Below are 13,773 nucleotides of genomic sequence, written 5' to 3' on the forward strand. Positions count from 1 at the left end.
ATCCTTAACACTACATTATTCAGTTATCAAAGGCTATCGTTCGTGTTTAAAGTATCAAAAGTTGTGTCGCAAATATTTCATTCTCAGGATATTTGAAATGCAATGTAAAAACACCACAAAATTCAAATGAATAATGTGGCGTTCTAAAAAATTATTAATTTTTTTAATTATTATTTAAACCATCTAATTATTATTTTGTTTTAACTGTAATACTCTTATCCTTCATAATTGTTAAATTGGAACCGTCATATGTTCCTATCTTAATATTTCTAGATTTTCCAATTTTATATATACATATTGGCTGAGTGTCATTCCTATATTTGTTATATAGATTCTTAGCAATATCATCAGTAGCTTCCTTTATTTCGTTACCATCAACAGCCAAATATGTTGGTATATTAATTACATTTCTTAGACTCTCTTTACCATTGTATTGCATAGCTTCCTTTATAACTAAATAATCACCTTCAATAAAGTAATCCTTTATCTTAAGACTTATATCCCCATTTATAGGTAATACTAGTGGTTTAGCTGCTGTACTAACATCTAATTTTACAGAAGGAAGCTTTTTTTGTTCTTGATTAGTTGCGATATATACTGGTATGACTGTTATGCTATTTGAGTTTCCTGTATTAATAAACCTTGTTGACCATCTACTTAAATTTGCTGAATTATCATTTCCGCTTCCATTCCATAACAAGCCACACCCTTTATCATCAAATGCTATAAAATCCACATATTGTTTTTTCTCAACATATTTATTAATATCTCCTGTACCCTTTATGACTACTGTTAAAGGTGAGACTATAACAGTATCTACTTTGCCTTGTATACCATTAATCCCAATTTTTTTATTAACACTACATTTAACTGTATTTTTTACTAACTTGCTTTTATCAACAAAGAAGCTGGCTCCCCAGTTTCCTTTTTTGCCATAAAGTTCACTTACATCCATATCTATATTCATCTTATCCTTTTTCTCATATTGGGACCAGTGAATTTTCTGAAGTACTTTAACAGTATTATTATCAATAAACTCCCATGAGGCTCCACTGCCTATATCTAATCTTTCGCCATTTACCTTCAATGATGTAGGTATCATAAGAGCATCTACATAGTCATCTTTAATTTCCTTATTGTTATTTTTCACAATAAAGTTTAAGAAAAGCTCATTATCATCTGCTACTGCACTTTCAAAAGTTACATCTATACCTTGATCAGATTTTGTTTTGCCAATAACATCAATGTAATCTTTGTAATGTTTGTTTACACTAATTAAGTTCTTATTTAATAAATCCCCAATCACTGGTATTCCATTTGCTAATGCTGGATTAACTGATATTATGGAAGAACAAATAATAAAAGTTAAAGTAGCTGCAATTATTGCCTTCTTTTTACCGCTTAATTTTTTCTTAGTTATAGTCTTTCTTAAATTAAGTTTAATTCTAGCTTTATCTTCCTTACTTACACAAGCTTCTTCAAATTCTTTTTCATCTATATCAATATCATTTAGAATTTCATAAATGTCCTTCATGCTAAACTACCTCCAAATTTGATTTTATCAATTTCTTTCTAAGTTTTCGCTTTTCTCTGTATATTCGATTGTCTACAGCTGCTTTGGTTATATTCAATTTTTCAGCTATCTCTGTGGACTTGTACCCTAAAATAAACCTTAGAACAAAAATTTTTCTATCCACTGGCTCCAAATCATCTATTAATCTCATTATTTCATTTTTATTTTCTAAAATAACCAGCTCATCTTCAGCAGAAGTCTCACCTAAAATCTCAATGGTGTCTAAAACAACCTCTGCACCCTTAATCTTTGTCCTATAATAATCAATAGCTTTAAACTTTGATATGGCAAAAATCCATTTCTTAAAATCTTCTACTTTTCCTTTAAATTTGTCAGCATTGTTCCACACAGAAAGAAAAACATCATTAATACATTCTTCTATAAGTCCTGAATCATTGAATTGCATCAAAATCTTGCGTACTGTGCCTTTAACCAATGGAAGATGTTGGTCTACAATATAATCTAAGGCTTTCTCATCACCTTTTTTTAGTTTTTCAATATAGTTTGTTTCATTTATTTTCATATTAATTCTCCCTATAAACAGGTATTTTGTAAAAGCTCTTACACTCTATATAACGTTAATAATAAAAAATATTCTCATGTTTTTTATTATTTATTAAAAGTTTTTATATCATTATTGCAATTTTTCAATATTTTTTACCAACTTGGATGCTACTTTCGTAGCAATAACATTTCTATTATTCAATTATGATCGTATCATGAATGAAAAAATGCTCCTATGGAATCATTCTAGGGTAAAATGGAATGTGAATGGCTTTATGGAAATCACTTTAAAACACGTGAAGAAGCTCGTGCTGCCGTATTTGAATATGTTGAGATATTTTATAATAAACATTCTAATGGCTATGTAACACCTGAAAAATATTATAACAATTCAAATAAAAAAATCAAAAACAGCATAAAAATTAAAAAATTATGATAATCTAAGAAATAAAGAGATATTACAAGTTTAAGATGTCCATTTTATTGTAGAAAGGCCATCTTGATAAAATGCATCTCATAAACTTGTTTATAATAACACATAACCTAATATCTAAAAGATAAAAAAAGATTATGGTTATTGTATTTTAGCACTTGGATATAAAATTTTACAGTCTATATTTTACATTATCCTTATATATTTTTAAAAATCAAAAAAGTTTCAAATTTGATTTGAATAATTTATATTTTTATAGTATACTATTTAAGTTGTTGAAAATTGGTAAGGATGTAAAGTTAATGAAAGAAGCATTAGAAAAAGTAAGAAACAAATTATATACTATGTTAGATTCTGGTGAATTTACTGATGAAGAAATATTATCTGTAAGTCAAGAACTGGACAAACTTATCGTATCTTATTATAAACTTGCCTCATTAAACCTTCCTGAAAAACACCCGAAACTTTAGGTAAATAAAACTTAATTTTCTTAAGTTTTATTTTTTTTTTGCAAAATTGTAAATTATAGAAGGATAATTCAATATTTTGTAGAACTTATAAATTAATACTTATTAGTTAGGAGGATATAAAAAATGAAAAATTTAAAAAAATGTATTTTAAAGAAAAGTATGAAAGTGGTAAGTTCATTATCTTTACGTGTTGCAGAATCAGTTTTAGCTACGACATGTGCGGCTTGTGGACACCAACCCAAATGTCCTGACGAACTTTTGAAGTAATGACCTATATTTTTTATAAATGCTGTAGTTAAAACTTTGCGAGAAATGCTAGTTTTTAATCTACAGTATTTATAAAAACTACAGAATCAAGGGAGGAGTTATATGGAAAATGCTATGGCAAAGGTAGTTGCAAATATTATAGAGATGTTCCTTCTTTTAGGAATTTTTGAAGCATTGTGTAATAAGAAAAAGTTTATAATACAGAATAAAACTAAAGCGGTTGTATTTTTTATATTATTTATTTTTACAACCTGTTGGAGTACATCACATATAGTTCTAGTTAATCATACATTCTTTCTTGTAGTAGTTGACATATTATTACTTGTATGTATTACCAAAATAAGAGCTTTTGATTCTGTAGTTATAGTTTCACTATTTTTTACAATAACTATAGGTACAGAAATTTTTAGTGAAACCATTGAAATGTTTATATTTAACATAAACCTAAATCAAATTATTTCAACTACTGCGTATTTTTGGATTCTTTTGATATTTTCTAAAATATTGCAGATATTTATTGTAGCAATGATTTTTAAATTCAACTCATATTTTATTAAACTTAAATTATTCGAAAAGGAAGGACATGTTTTTTCTTATTTGATAATTGAAATAGCTGTAGCTAGTTTATTTGTATATAGTGTAAATTTTAGTATTATTAACATAAAAAATATACAAACTTATAATATCTTAATTTTCACCGTATACTTCATATTTTTAATTTTAAAATTCAAAAACTTAAAAGAAAAGCAAACTCTCATAAATATAAATGCTAAGTATAAAGTTCAAGAAAGCCAAATTAAACAAATGGAAGAAATAATTAGTATAATAAGGCAGGAAAAACATGACTTTGCCAATCACATAAATGTTATACAGGGGTTATGCCTGTTAAACAAGCCTAATACTGTTGAAAAAATAAACGACTATGTGTTGAAAATTTCAGATACCATACAGTCTTCTTTTAAATACTTGGATACAGGAAATGATTACATAGATGGATTATTGTCCATTAAAAACAACTATGCCATAAAAAATAATATAGAATTTGATGTAATGATTGATGAGCCCTTTGATTTGATAAAAATCAGGCAAGATGAATTAATAAGCATTATAAGTAATTTAGTAGACAACGCTTTTGAAGCATTCCAATCTAAAGCATATACCGATTATAAAGAAATAGCTGTCAGCACTTTTAGAGAACATGAATATTTTTGTATTGAAGTAGCTGATAATGGAGATGTCATTCCAGAAAACATGAGAAAAAAGATTTTTGATAAGGGCTTTTCTACGAAAACCAGCAAAAAAAGTGACCATGGCTTTGGACTATATATTATCAAACAGCTAGTTGAAAAAAATAATGGGAATATATATGTGGAAAGCAGTGCAGAAAACACTAAATTTTTAATAAAATTTAAGATAGAAGGATAAATAAATGGATGAACTTATAGGATCTATAGTAAAGAAAGTTTCTGAAACGAACCCACAATTTTCTGATTTGGAACTAAAAAAGATGGAATATGGATTGCTTTGTATTTTTGATGAAATAACAAAAATTATTCCGTATTTTATTATATTCTGGCTACTTTCACTTCAAAAATACTATATAGTTATTCTCATATTTTTCTGTCCCATTAGATTATTTTCAGGTGGATATCATGCAAAAACTTACTGGGGATGTTTCTTTATTAGCTTTATTATATTTTTAGGAATGATTATTATAGGTAAGTATATTTCATTTAATAGTATTATCTTAATACCATTATTAATTATTTCATTTATACTTGTTTGCATTTTTGCTCCAGTAGACAACGTTAATAAAAGAATAAAAAGTAAGGAACGAAGAAGGAAGCTTAAATACATTTCTATAATAATTACTTTTTTATTAATTGTATTATGCTACTTCATACCACATAGATTCTTAAATACTGCTGTAATATCAATTTTAGGTGCAGTAATAATGATGATGATTGGTAAAATAAATAACGACAATATTCCTAGTAATTAGCGAGCATATAAGAACAGTTTGAACATAGGCTACCACTTTTTAAGTGTTACTTTAAATAGAGAGATAACAGATACACTTCCTTAGAATTATATCTGCTATCTCCACATAACGCTTGTATGTAAATCTGAAAATAAAATTGATTTATCCAGGTTAGGGTTTCTATCAAAATACATATCAGTCCATTTCCATATAACACTTTTATAATCAAACAATATATCACTTTTAGCATCTCCATACTCTTTTGCAAGAAATTCTATGCTAGGAATTGAACTTTGCAATCTGTTATCTAAGTCATGAAACATATCAATAATGGCTTCAGCAGATATATCCATATAAGTCTCAATGTTTTGGGGTGTAGCCACAAGAAAAAGTCCTCTTTTACTAAGGTGAGGGTTCATTTTGTTTTCTATCATCTTAATCCATAGATACTCTGGTTTAAATCTATTTAAAGAATTTGACTCTTTTATATAGCCTGGCAGCTTAAGCAAATCACGCTCTCTGATAAACTCGTCCATTATTTTCTTTGCATTTCCACGATAATCAAGTAAGCGATAATAGGGTTCACTTCCTACTGCTTTTAATTTTTCCGTTAACACATCCATCTGTTCAACATTGCCTCTTAATAGAAATACTGAATCATCTTTTGGAATATTGTTTCTTGAAACTGCTTCCGAAAGAGCAAATAAATAATCAAAATAACCTTTTCTATGAACAAATCTATCATGAAATTCTCTATCTCCAAACCATGAAAAATTTACTTTTGTCACTCCGATGTTTTTCAAATTTTCTACCCACTCCTCAAGCTCAATGCCTTCTCTCATCTTTGTCCCATTTAAATTTACAAAACCTGCATATGGGTCAGATAACTGTTGATTAACTTTAATCTGTTCTGATAAGTTCCCATACTCCGCACAGTTATATACACATAATTGTGGTTGAAATCCATACTTCTCATCAATTCCTTTGAATTTCAGTGCTAATTTTTTTAAATGCTCAAAATCAATTTTAGAAATTTTATTATCACCAGAGCAGAGTAAACAATGGCTACACTTACAGTGACAATCAGCCATGTACCCATTAATAGTAAAATGGTCATCCTGTAATTTTATATACAAATCAATTTCCCCCCAGCATTAAATAAATTAATTGTTTATTAATAAAGTTACAATATTTCCCGATCATATAAAGTATAAAATATAGCTGGTGCAGTAATGTTTTCGGTTTTAATCATCACATACCCTAAATATGCTATCAAACAAATTTGTAAATATCCTCTAAACATAAATGCAACAAATCTTAACCTACTTATAGTATCTATATATTTTTGTTGCTTTTTAAGTAATAGCTTATATTTACTTTTTCTTTTTTTAGTGCTGGCACCATTTTATTTTCCTCTATTTCACAGAAGCTTTTAATTTGATAAATACATGTTTTAACTTTAAATATAAGTATATATTGTGGCAATAGGTCCATCCATATAACCATAGGCAAAGTAGAAATGAAAAAAGTAGTATTGTCTTTTTAGTTGATGAATAACACAAGAATATTATGTCTTAATCTATTATATATTAATTGTTTCCTTAACACATCTTAAAAACGAAAGATATATGAATAGCACAAGAAATATTGCGTAATCTGCAAATATAATTTTATTCATTTGTATTCTTGTCCCCAATATACCTGCAAATATCATACCTATTGGCATTAAAGCAGAAGATAGTGCATTTTCAAATGCAAATACTTTTGACCTCATATCTGAGGGTACGAAATTTTGCATACTTGTTTGCAATAAGGAACCCATTACTGCCAGACATAGGCCATCAATAAAAAACATTACAGCGATAAAATAAAAATAAAGCGTACCTATCGCAAATTTACACTATATAAACATAATTTTTGCACTATAAATGTATCTATTTATCTTTATATCTGAATATGGAAAGATAATTTTAAAAAATAACTAAAAGCATTGTACATCAGCATCAATTATACAGTGTTTTAGTAAATTATTTAAGTTTAGCAACTGTTTCAATAGTATCATAAGCAGAGAGCGTACCTAGGTTTGTGTAAATCAGTGGGTACGTTCTCTTTTTTTATCTATAAGTAATATCACTTGATATAAAAGGTCTAATTAAACAACACTATTTTGTATTATTTTTCAAATACATGATTTTCATTAAAGTGAAGCTTTCATACTACAGGTCAATGCTACTAAATTTTTAGCTAATTTGTTCTACTTACCAGCAGCAGCAGAAACCATTGCTTTTACATTTTCAACTTTTGCATTTGGAGGTATAGAGCATCCAGATGAAAGAATGAATCCATTTCCCATGTCTTTTATCAATTGAGTACTATAATTATATACTTCATCAGGAGTTCCTAAAACAAGTTTTGCAGCTTGGACATCTCCTTTAATACATATACTACCTCCTAACTTTTTCTTAATTTTATAAATATCAGTTGTACCATCCGTTTCAAAAACACAAGTACCTTTTGGAAAATCTTTAAAATAATCAAGCCCTCGTTCCCAGTTTGCATCAGCATGAAAATTAGCAGTTACTCCTGTCTCAATTATAGCATCGGTTATTTTTTTCAAATATTTCCATATAAACTTTTCCCATAGCTCAGTGCTGTAAAAATCAGGGCACCCACGTCCCATAGCTATAAATACACTTATAGGATCAACCGTTTTTTTAATAGCTTGCTTCATTTCTTTAATATTAGCATCAGCAATAATATCCATTACAGCCTGTATTTTTTCAGGCATTCTTCTCATATCCATCATAAATTTACTTAAAGTACGACCCCCACTCAAGTAATCAATAGGATGTGATATTGTTACGTTATTATAAATTGGATATCCCTCATCTCTCATGTTCTTATTCCACTTTGGCCCATTAGTTACTATTTCACAAAATACTGATGAGTCTACATTTATCCTTGCAGCAAAATAATCCTTTTTAAAATCTTCAAAGCCTTTGCTCAATATAGTATCATAATCATCTGTTGTCATTATTTGACGCTCATCAATCTGCCAAAGCATATCATCTATAAGTTCCCGACCGGGAAGTTTTAAGTTAGAAAAAAATATTGATCCCATAAGTGGTGCAGGTGCAAAAGCACAAGGTACCGCATCAACATTACCAATTTGTTTTGATCCATCGAGAATAACTTTATTTGAAATGTCCAAATCTAAAGCAAAATCAGATAATTTAACACCGGTTGCCTTAGCAAAAAAAGAATCTCCAAATGGAATAACAGGTGTTCTATCTGTTTTTTCCAGTTTAATTGCCTTTTTTATTCTGCTTAAACGTTCATTGTACAATTCCTTTACAGTATTCATAACATTTCCTCCTTTAATAAGAATTACATTTATGTTAACTTATGTTAATATTAGCTTATCATATATATTTTTACAGTTCATCCTACATGATGACTAAATTTTATATGTCTATTTATACAATATTAATATTTTTATACTCAAAAAAATCTTCCTGTAGATAAACCTACGGGAAGATTAATATTCTTCTACTTCTTATCTTTCAGGTAATGCCTGCTGGAATTGGCACCGTTGGGTTACATCCAAGTTGCTAAGCTTCATAAATCCAGTGCCTCAACCATTCTTGATAAGAACTTAATATTTAATTTAATAAATTGTAGAAAATCACTAATTATTTGCCAACACATTTTAATCAATCTAACTTATAAAAATAAAACATTCAACACACTTGCTTTACAACAATTTTTCAACCTGCACATCATAACTTTCATCAGGAGATGTCACAGTTGCCTTTTGACCTACTTTTAGTTTATAAAGTGCCTTTCCTAAAGGAGATTCTACTTATATTCATATTTTTAACATCTGCTTCTACTGTACTAACTAAGGTAACTTCTTCGATTTCATCTACGTCACAAAATCTTAATCTTACAAATTAATATTTTACAGCTTGTTTATAAAATCTATTAGTTTCTCATAGCTAATCTCTGCTATCACATAACCGCAGCAACCACTTTATAAGAAATGTCTCAAGAAGAGTGGATCACTTCAAAGAAATTATTTATAAAAAATCAATATTAGAACAAACTCAATAAAAGATGAAGCCTAGCAGGAAGATTAAGCCTACTAAGGCTTAATCTTATTTACATCTCATGTTAAGGTTCAACCTGTGTAAAATAGCCATTCGTTGTTTTTATTATAATCCTAAAAGTACTGGTAATAAATAGCTTGCATAAAGTTTTTCCAGCCGTTTTCTACTTTTTAAAATAATAATAAAACCTGTACTCTAAATTAAGGCACAGGTTTTATTATTATTTGTCAATATATGGATTTATTAATAAAATGATAGTATTAAATAGGAATTTATTCAATAGGTAATAGCATATAATTATATATAGAACTTAGATCAACCCTCAGTTAGGCATATTTTTCTCGATATAATTTAATTATTTTTAAAATTTCAATAAATTCATAAATTATTATTTTTAATTTTGCCATAATTATGGTTTACTGTGATATAATATATTTAATAGCAGCAAATCATGTTATGTAATTTACCTTCTCCCGTAATTGCTATATGAGTGGATTGCAGGTATAATGGGTTGACACAATGGGAGGAGGTAATATGAATGAGCTTTTTCTTTTTGTGCATTATAGTGCTTTCCATAACTGAAGTATCAAGTCTATGTATTTTATCAGTATTTTGTTATAAGCAAGATAAAATTAAAATGTTTTTTGAAAGCAAGACAAGTGTTTCAAAAGATAAAGTTTTAAATGATGTTAGGGTCGATGTAGATAAACCTAAAAAAGAAAATAGCAAGTAACTTCGGCTAAAAGCTACTTGCTCATATAAGTTTTATATTATAAACTGGACAAAAAATACACTATATAAGTAAAATTTATGTTATACTTTTACTATTTTTATGATAGTGCTTTAGGGAATAGATGTATGTTATCATAATAAAATCATGAAACAAATTATGGATATTTTAAAGTAACATTTCAAATTATGTTGATTAAAAAAGAAATGCTATTAGAATTTCTTTTTTTATTTTCTGAGGTATACGTATCATATAAAAGGTCAATAGGAACTTCCTTTATATAAGCTATTTTAAATAAGTGTTGGTATTAAACAGCAATAAAAGCAAAAAATCCAATGTTGCACATGCCTATACAAAAATAATAGATTTAAAAGAAACAAAACCTATATTTGTATAATTATATAAATAATCTTTAAATTGGTAATTTAATTAAAGTATAGGTTAACTATAATATACTACATTATTATGATATTTTAAAAGAACTTATTGTTAGAAGCGTGTTAGTTGTTATATTAAATGATGCGATTATATTTTATATAATTGCTAAGCGTTCTCAAAAAATAACATTGCCTATAGCATTGGTAATCATAGCAGTCACATGTATTGCATTAGTAATTAATATTTGGTATTGTCTACATCGAAATGGGATAATATAAATATATTTATAGATTAATCGTATATTACATTTTTCCCTTCATCACTTAACTTTTTTAAAGATGAAAGCATTTGATTTATTTCTTCATCAGAATGTCTTTTCCATGAACCTAATTCTGCTATTATTTTCAAAGGAGATTTAGACCTATAAGAACGTGTTGGATTTCCGGGAAATCTTTTGTCAGTTAAGTTCGGATCATTTTCAAATTCACCTAATGGTTCTACAATATAAATTCTCTCTTTTGATTTAGATGTGGCTAATTCGGCACCCCATTTTGCAGCATTTAATGTTGCAGTAAAGTAAATGTAGTTAGATTTTTTATTTTGGTAATTTGATAAGTGTTGTGGTTCTAATAAATCTCCAGTTTTTAGTTCTGCTTTAGTACCATGAAAAAAGGGACCATTATCTAAAACATCTTTTTTGTCATTCATGCTAATACACTCCTTTTATATTTTTAAATTTGTGTATAATATTATACTATCCAAATCACAAAGAATCGATGAACAATAAATTACTCTTGCATCACAAGATAATAATTATCCAAATTAAAGTTATATATGTAGCTCTTATAGGTTTTTTATATGGTATAGTAATTGGATTCCTACCTATTTTTCTAAACGTCCAGTGACTTCTTCCACTCTTAAAAGGTTTACCTACATAACCATAACTCTCTAATACCTTTTTCTTATAATTTGAATGAACAAATTGAAATAGTAATCTTTTGAAATTATAATTATATTGGTATTTATATATGTGATGTAACCACCATTTCCAGATTATCTATATTAAATCCACGCTAAGGCATAAATTTGTTAAGGAACATAGTTTCTACCCACATTAAGCCAATCATATCGAATAACAAAGTTTTATAAAAGTTATTTCAGATCAGTTTTAAAACTTTGATTTTAGTACTAGTTTTAAGACTAAAATCTAGCTATAGATCGACTATTTTAAAGGCTTAAAAAAAGTACCATGAACTTTCGTTATGTAAGCGATAAACTACCCAGTGTATAAGCATAAAAAATAAACGACCATTCATTAAAATGGTCGTAATTTATTATGCTTTCTTTTTGCATGAAGATTGAACCCATTGGTCCCAGGGCAGGTATTCATCCAGGAATTCTGGATGTGCTTCAAATTGAACGCCTGGTAAATTTTTAAACAAAAACTTGAGATAACTATAGGGCTCAAGGCCGTTAGCTTTAGCCGTTTCAATTATACTATAAACTGCTGCACTGGATTCAGCTCCCCTTGGACTTCCACTGAAAAGCCAGTTTTTTCTTCCTATCGTAAATGGTCTTATGCTATTTTCTGATAGGTTGTTTGAAATGGCACAATTTCCATCCATAAGATAGTTCATAAATCCTTCTTTATTCTTTACTGCATAATCTACTGCCTTACCGAGCCTTGATTTTGGAAGACAACTGTGTTTTATAGAATTAGCCCAGCTCCAAAAGGCCTCAAGAATCGGTTTTTCCGTTTCAAGACGCTTCGTTTTTCGCTTATCAGGTGTAAGATTCACAAGTAGTTTTTCTTCTGAAAAGAGTTTATTGCAAAAGTCAATTCCTATTGCCGGAAGTGTAGCTTCTGGACTTTTTATGTCTTTCGGAAGTGCTTCAACAAAATACCTTCTAAGATGTGTCCAGCACAGACATCTTGTTATTCCAGGTACTTTATTGTATCCACTATAGCAGTCAGTATGAAGATATCCTTTAAAACCTTTCAAAAATTTTTGTGGACAATTTCCACTTCTTGAAGGCTCGTAATCAAATAACCTTATCGGTGTCTGGCTTCCTGCATACGTACTGTATACCCACATATAGGATTCAGATGTGTTTTTCCTTCCAGGCTCCATAAGTACCTGTACAGGTGTCTCATCTGCATGCAAATATTTTTCTTCAATAAGTTTCTGGTGCATTAATTTTGTAAGTGGTATCAGCCAATCTCTAGCTGCAACCATAATCCAGTTACTCATTGTTGCACGGCTTAGCTTTACCCCCAGTGACTCCCATTCTTTCTCCTGACGGTATAGAGGAAGGGCATCTACAAACTTCTCATACATGATATGGGCAACTGTAGATGGTGAAGCCATTGAATGCTGTACTACAGGATACGGCATTGGTGATTTCTCTATATAAGGCAATCCTTCTTTTCTGCATTTCCTGCATTCGTAAGATTCCCGGTAATAGTCAATAACACGAACTTTTGCTGGAATAAATTCTAATTCCGTGCGGATAAGTTCTCTGCCAATGCTTACTAGAGATGTTCCACATTTTTCACAGAAACGTTCGTCTTCTTCAAGGCCACAAATTACTGTATCATGGGGAATATCTTTTAGAAGTTCTGCCCGTTGTCCATTGAATTTCTTACGTCGGTAGTTTGCTACTTCTTGTAATGTTGGTTCCGGCGCAGACGGCTTGCTTTCTGTTTCTACTTCATTAAAAAGGTTTATCTGGCCTGCAATTACAGATGTTTTTTCACTGCTCCTGCCAAATAACTTATGTGTTAAAAATTCAACTGTCTCATGGAGGGTTTTATTCTCTTTCTCCAGCTGTATTATGCGATTTTTAAGTTCTAGAATTTCATTTTTGGTATACATAATTGAGACAGTTCCTTTACTATTTTTTATATCTATTATTATACCATAAATTTCTATAAAACCGCATGATTTCAGATTTCTCTGACACTAGAGGGCATTTTGTACATCTACCTTTTTTACAGCCTTCGGCTGATTCAATGACAGTCCTTCCATGAGCCACCGAAATTCTCGAGGAGTTATGCATTTTACTGCCTGTGCATCCTGCGGCCATTGAAAACGTCCATTTTCTAATCTTTTATAAAGAAGTACAAAGCCATCTCCCTCCCAATATAATGCCTTCATCCTGTCTCTTTTCCGGCCACAGAACAAAAATAAGCTATTTTGGAATGGATTCAGCTCAAAATTCTGCTGTACAATTGCAGCAAGTCCATCAATGGATTTTCTCATATCTGTATATCCAGTTGCAATATATACCTTCTCTGCTTTTGAAATATCACCCAACATTTCTGAGC

The 13,773-nt window shown here is 29.3% G+C and carries 13 protein-coding genes, 2 pseudogenes and 1 riboswitch; of the genes and pseudogenes, 6 read left to right on the forward strand and 9 right to left on the reverse strand.

The window, feature by feature from the left end; translation table 11 throughout:
• Window positions 1-190: 190 nt before the first annotated feature.
• Entirely contained in the window at window positions 191-1,534 is a 1,344-nt protein-coding gene (locus CLCOS_RS03365; protein WP_063601950.1) for a DUF4179 domain-containing protein, read from the reverse strand.
• A 1-nt stretch (window position 1,535) separates the two neighbouring features.
• Window positions 1,536-2,096 (reverse strand): sigma-70 family RNA polymerase sigma factor, encoded by a 561-nt coding sequence (locus tag CLCOS_RS03370; RefSeq protein WP_063601951.1) that lies wholly within the window; start codon window positions 2,094-2,096, stop codon window positions 1,536-1,538.
• A 207-nt stretch (window positions 2,097-2,303) separates the two neighbouring features.
• On the opposite strand from CLCOS_RS03370, the pseudogene CLCOS_RS22735 reads away from it, so the two are divergent.
• The 5 genes and pseudogenes from CLCOS_RS22735 to CLCOS_RS03385 all read left to right on the forward strand — a co-directional run.
• Window positions 2,304-2,513: pseudogene (locus CLCOS_RS22735) on the forward strand (IS3 family transposase); the annotation flags it as partial.
• Window positions 2,514-2,746: 233 nt separating this feature from the next.
• Window positions 2,747-2,980 (forward strand): aspartyl-phosphate phosphatase Spo0E family protein, encoded by a 234-nt coding sequence (locus tag CLCOS_RS21310; protein WP_242866979.1) that lies wholly within the window; start codon window positions 2,747-2,749, stop codon window positions 2,978-2,980.
• A 123-nt stretch (window positions 2,981-3,103) separates the two neighbouring features.
• On the forward strand, window positions 3,104-3,247 hold the full coding sequence (locus CLCOS_RS21315; RefSeq protein WP_082853589.1) for a cyclic lactone autoinducer peptide: 144 nt from the start codon (window positions 3,104-3,106) through the stop codon (window positions 3,245-3,247).
• Window positions 3,248-3,349: 102 nt separating this feature from the next.
• Window positions 3,350-4,672 carry a sensor histidine kinase gene (locus tag CLCOS_RS03380; protein WP_063601953.1) on the forward strand — a complete coding sequence of 441 codons (1,323 nt, stop codon included), beginning with the start codon at window positions 3,350-3,352 and terminating at the stop codon, window positions 4,670-4,672.
• A gap of 4 nt (window positions 4,673-4,676) precedes the next feature.
• A complete protein-coding gene (locus tag CLCOS_RS03385) occupies window positions 4,677-5,249 on the forward strand; it encodes an accessory gene regulator B family protein (protein WP_063601954.1) in 573 nt (190 codons plus the stop codon).
• Between the two features lie 95 nt (window positions 5,250-5,344).
• Here the strand turns inward: CLCOS_RS03385 and CLCOS_RS03390 are convergent, their stop codons facing one another.
• The 4 genes and pseudogenes from CLCOS_RS03390 to CLCOS_RS23150 form a co-directional block, all read right to left on the reverse strand.
• On the reverse strand, window positions 5,345-6,364 hold the full coding sequence (locus CLCOS_RS03390; protein ID WP_063601955.1) for a hypothetical protein: 1,020 nt from the start codon (window positions 6,362-6,364) through the stop codon (window positions 5,345-5,347).
• Window positions 6,365-6,810: 446 nt separating this feature from the next.
• The gene (locus CLCOS_RS03395) at window positions 6,811-7,083 is read right to left on the reverse strand and encodes a hypothetical protein (RefSeq protein WP_192847930.1); all 273 of its coding nucleotides are present in this window, start codon (window positions 7,081-7,083) and stop codon (window positions 6,811-6,813) included.
• A gap of 399 nt (window positions 7,084-7,482) precedes the next feature.
• Entirely contained in the window at window positions 7,483-8,592 is a 1,110-nt protein-coding gene (locus CLCOS_RS03400; RefSeq protein WP_063601957.1) for a uroporphyrinogen decarboxylase family protein, read from the reverse strand.
• Window positions 8,593-8,781: 189 nt separating this feature from the next.
• A riboswitch (SAM riboswitch) is annotated at window positions 8,782-8,882 on the reverse strand.
• A gap of 100 nt (window positions 8,883-8,982) precedes the next feature.
• Window positions 8,983-9,045 (reverse strand): annotated as a pseudogene (locus tag CLCOS_RS23150) (transcription elongation factor GreA); the annotation flags it as partial.
• Window positions 9,046-9,875: 830 nt separating this feature from the next.
• Here CLCOS_RS23150 and CLCOS_RS03405 point away from each other — a divergent pair.
• Complete coding sequence (locus CLCOS_RS03405) at window positions 9,876-10,070, forward strand: hypothetical protein (protein ID WP_013239402.1); 195 nt, start codon at window positions 9,876-9,878, stop codon at window positions 10,068-10,070.
• 666 nt (window positions 10,071-10,736) lie between these two features.
• Here the strand turns inward: CLCOS_RS03405 and arr are convergent.
• The 3 genes from arr to tnpB all read right to left on the reverse strand — a co-directional run.
• Window positions 10,737-11,153: an NAD(+)--rifampin ADP-ribosyltransferase gene (gene arr, locus CLCOS_RS03410; RefSeq protein WP_063602649.1), complete on the reverse strand. Its 417-nt coding sequence runs from the start codon at window positions 11,151-11,153 to the stop codon at window positions 10,737-10,739.
• 626 nt (window positions 11,154-11,779) lie between these two features.
• On the reverse strand, window positions 11,780-13,321 hold the full coding sequence (gene tnpC, locus CLCOS_RS03415) for an IS66 family transposase (protein ID WP_063602071.1): 1,542 nt from the start codon (window positions 13,319-13,321) through the stop codon (window positions 11,780-11,782).
• An 87-nt stretch (window positions 13,322-13,408) separates the two neighbouring features.
• Window positions 13,409-13,773 (reverse strand): IS66 family insertion sequence element accessory protein TnpB (gene tnpB / locus CLCOS_RS03420; RefSeq protein ID WP_206599421.1); only part of this gene is annotated, 365 nt, incomplete at its 5' end.

The sequence above is a fragment of the Clostridium coskatii genome (genome assembly GCF_001675205.1).
In the GTDB taxonomy this organism is placed as follows: domain Bacteria; phylum Bacillota; class Clostridia; order Clostridiales; family Clostridiaceae; genus Clostridium_B; species Clostridium_B ljungdahlii.

Excerpts from the sequence above, each read along its gene's own strand:
- CLCOS_RS21315 (WP_082853589.1), top strand. The coding sequence starts at position 3,104 with ATGAAAAATTTAAAAAAATGTATTTTAAAGAAAAGTATGAAAGTGGTA.
- arr (WP_063602649.1), bottom strand. The coding sequence starts at position 11,153 with ATGAATGACAAAAAAGATGTTTTAGATAATGGTCCCTTTTTTCATGGT.
- CLCOS_RS03365 (WP_063601950.1), bottom strand. The coding sequence starts at position 1,534 with ATGAAGGACATTTATGAAATTCTAAATGATATTGATATAGATGAAAAA.
- CLCOS_RS03380 (WP_063601953.1), top strand. The coding sequence starts at position 3,350 with ATGGAAAATGCTATGGCAAAGGTAGTTGCAAATATTATAGAGATGTTC.
- CLCOS_RS03385 (WP_063601954.1), top strand. The coding sequence starts at position 4,677 with ATGGATGAACTTATAGGATCTATAGTAAAGAAAGTTTCTGAAACGAAC.
- CLCOS_RS03395 (WP_192847930.1), bottom strand. The coding sequence starts at position 7,083 with ATGTTTTTTATTGATGGCCTATGTCTGGCAGTAATGGGTTCCTTATTG.
- CLCOS_RS03400 (WP_063601957.1), bottom strand. The coding sequence starts at position 8,592 with ATGAATACTGTAAAGGAATTGTACAATGAACGTTTAAGCAGAATAAAA.
- tnpC (WP_063602071.1), bottom strand. The coding sequence starts at position 13,321 with ATGTATACCAAAAATGAAATTCTAGAACTTAAAAATCGCATAATACAG.
- CLCOS_RS03370 (WP_063601951.1), bottom strand. The coding sequence starts at position 2,096 with ATGAAAATAAATGAAACAAACTATATTGAAAAACTAAAAAAAGGTGAT.
- CLCOS_RS03405 (WP_013239402.1), top strand. The coding sequence starts at position 9,876 with ATGAGCTTTTTCTTTTTGTGCATTATAGTGCTTTCCATAACTGAAGTA.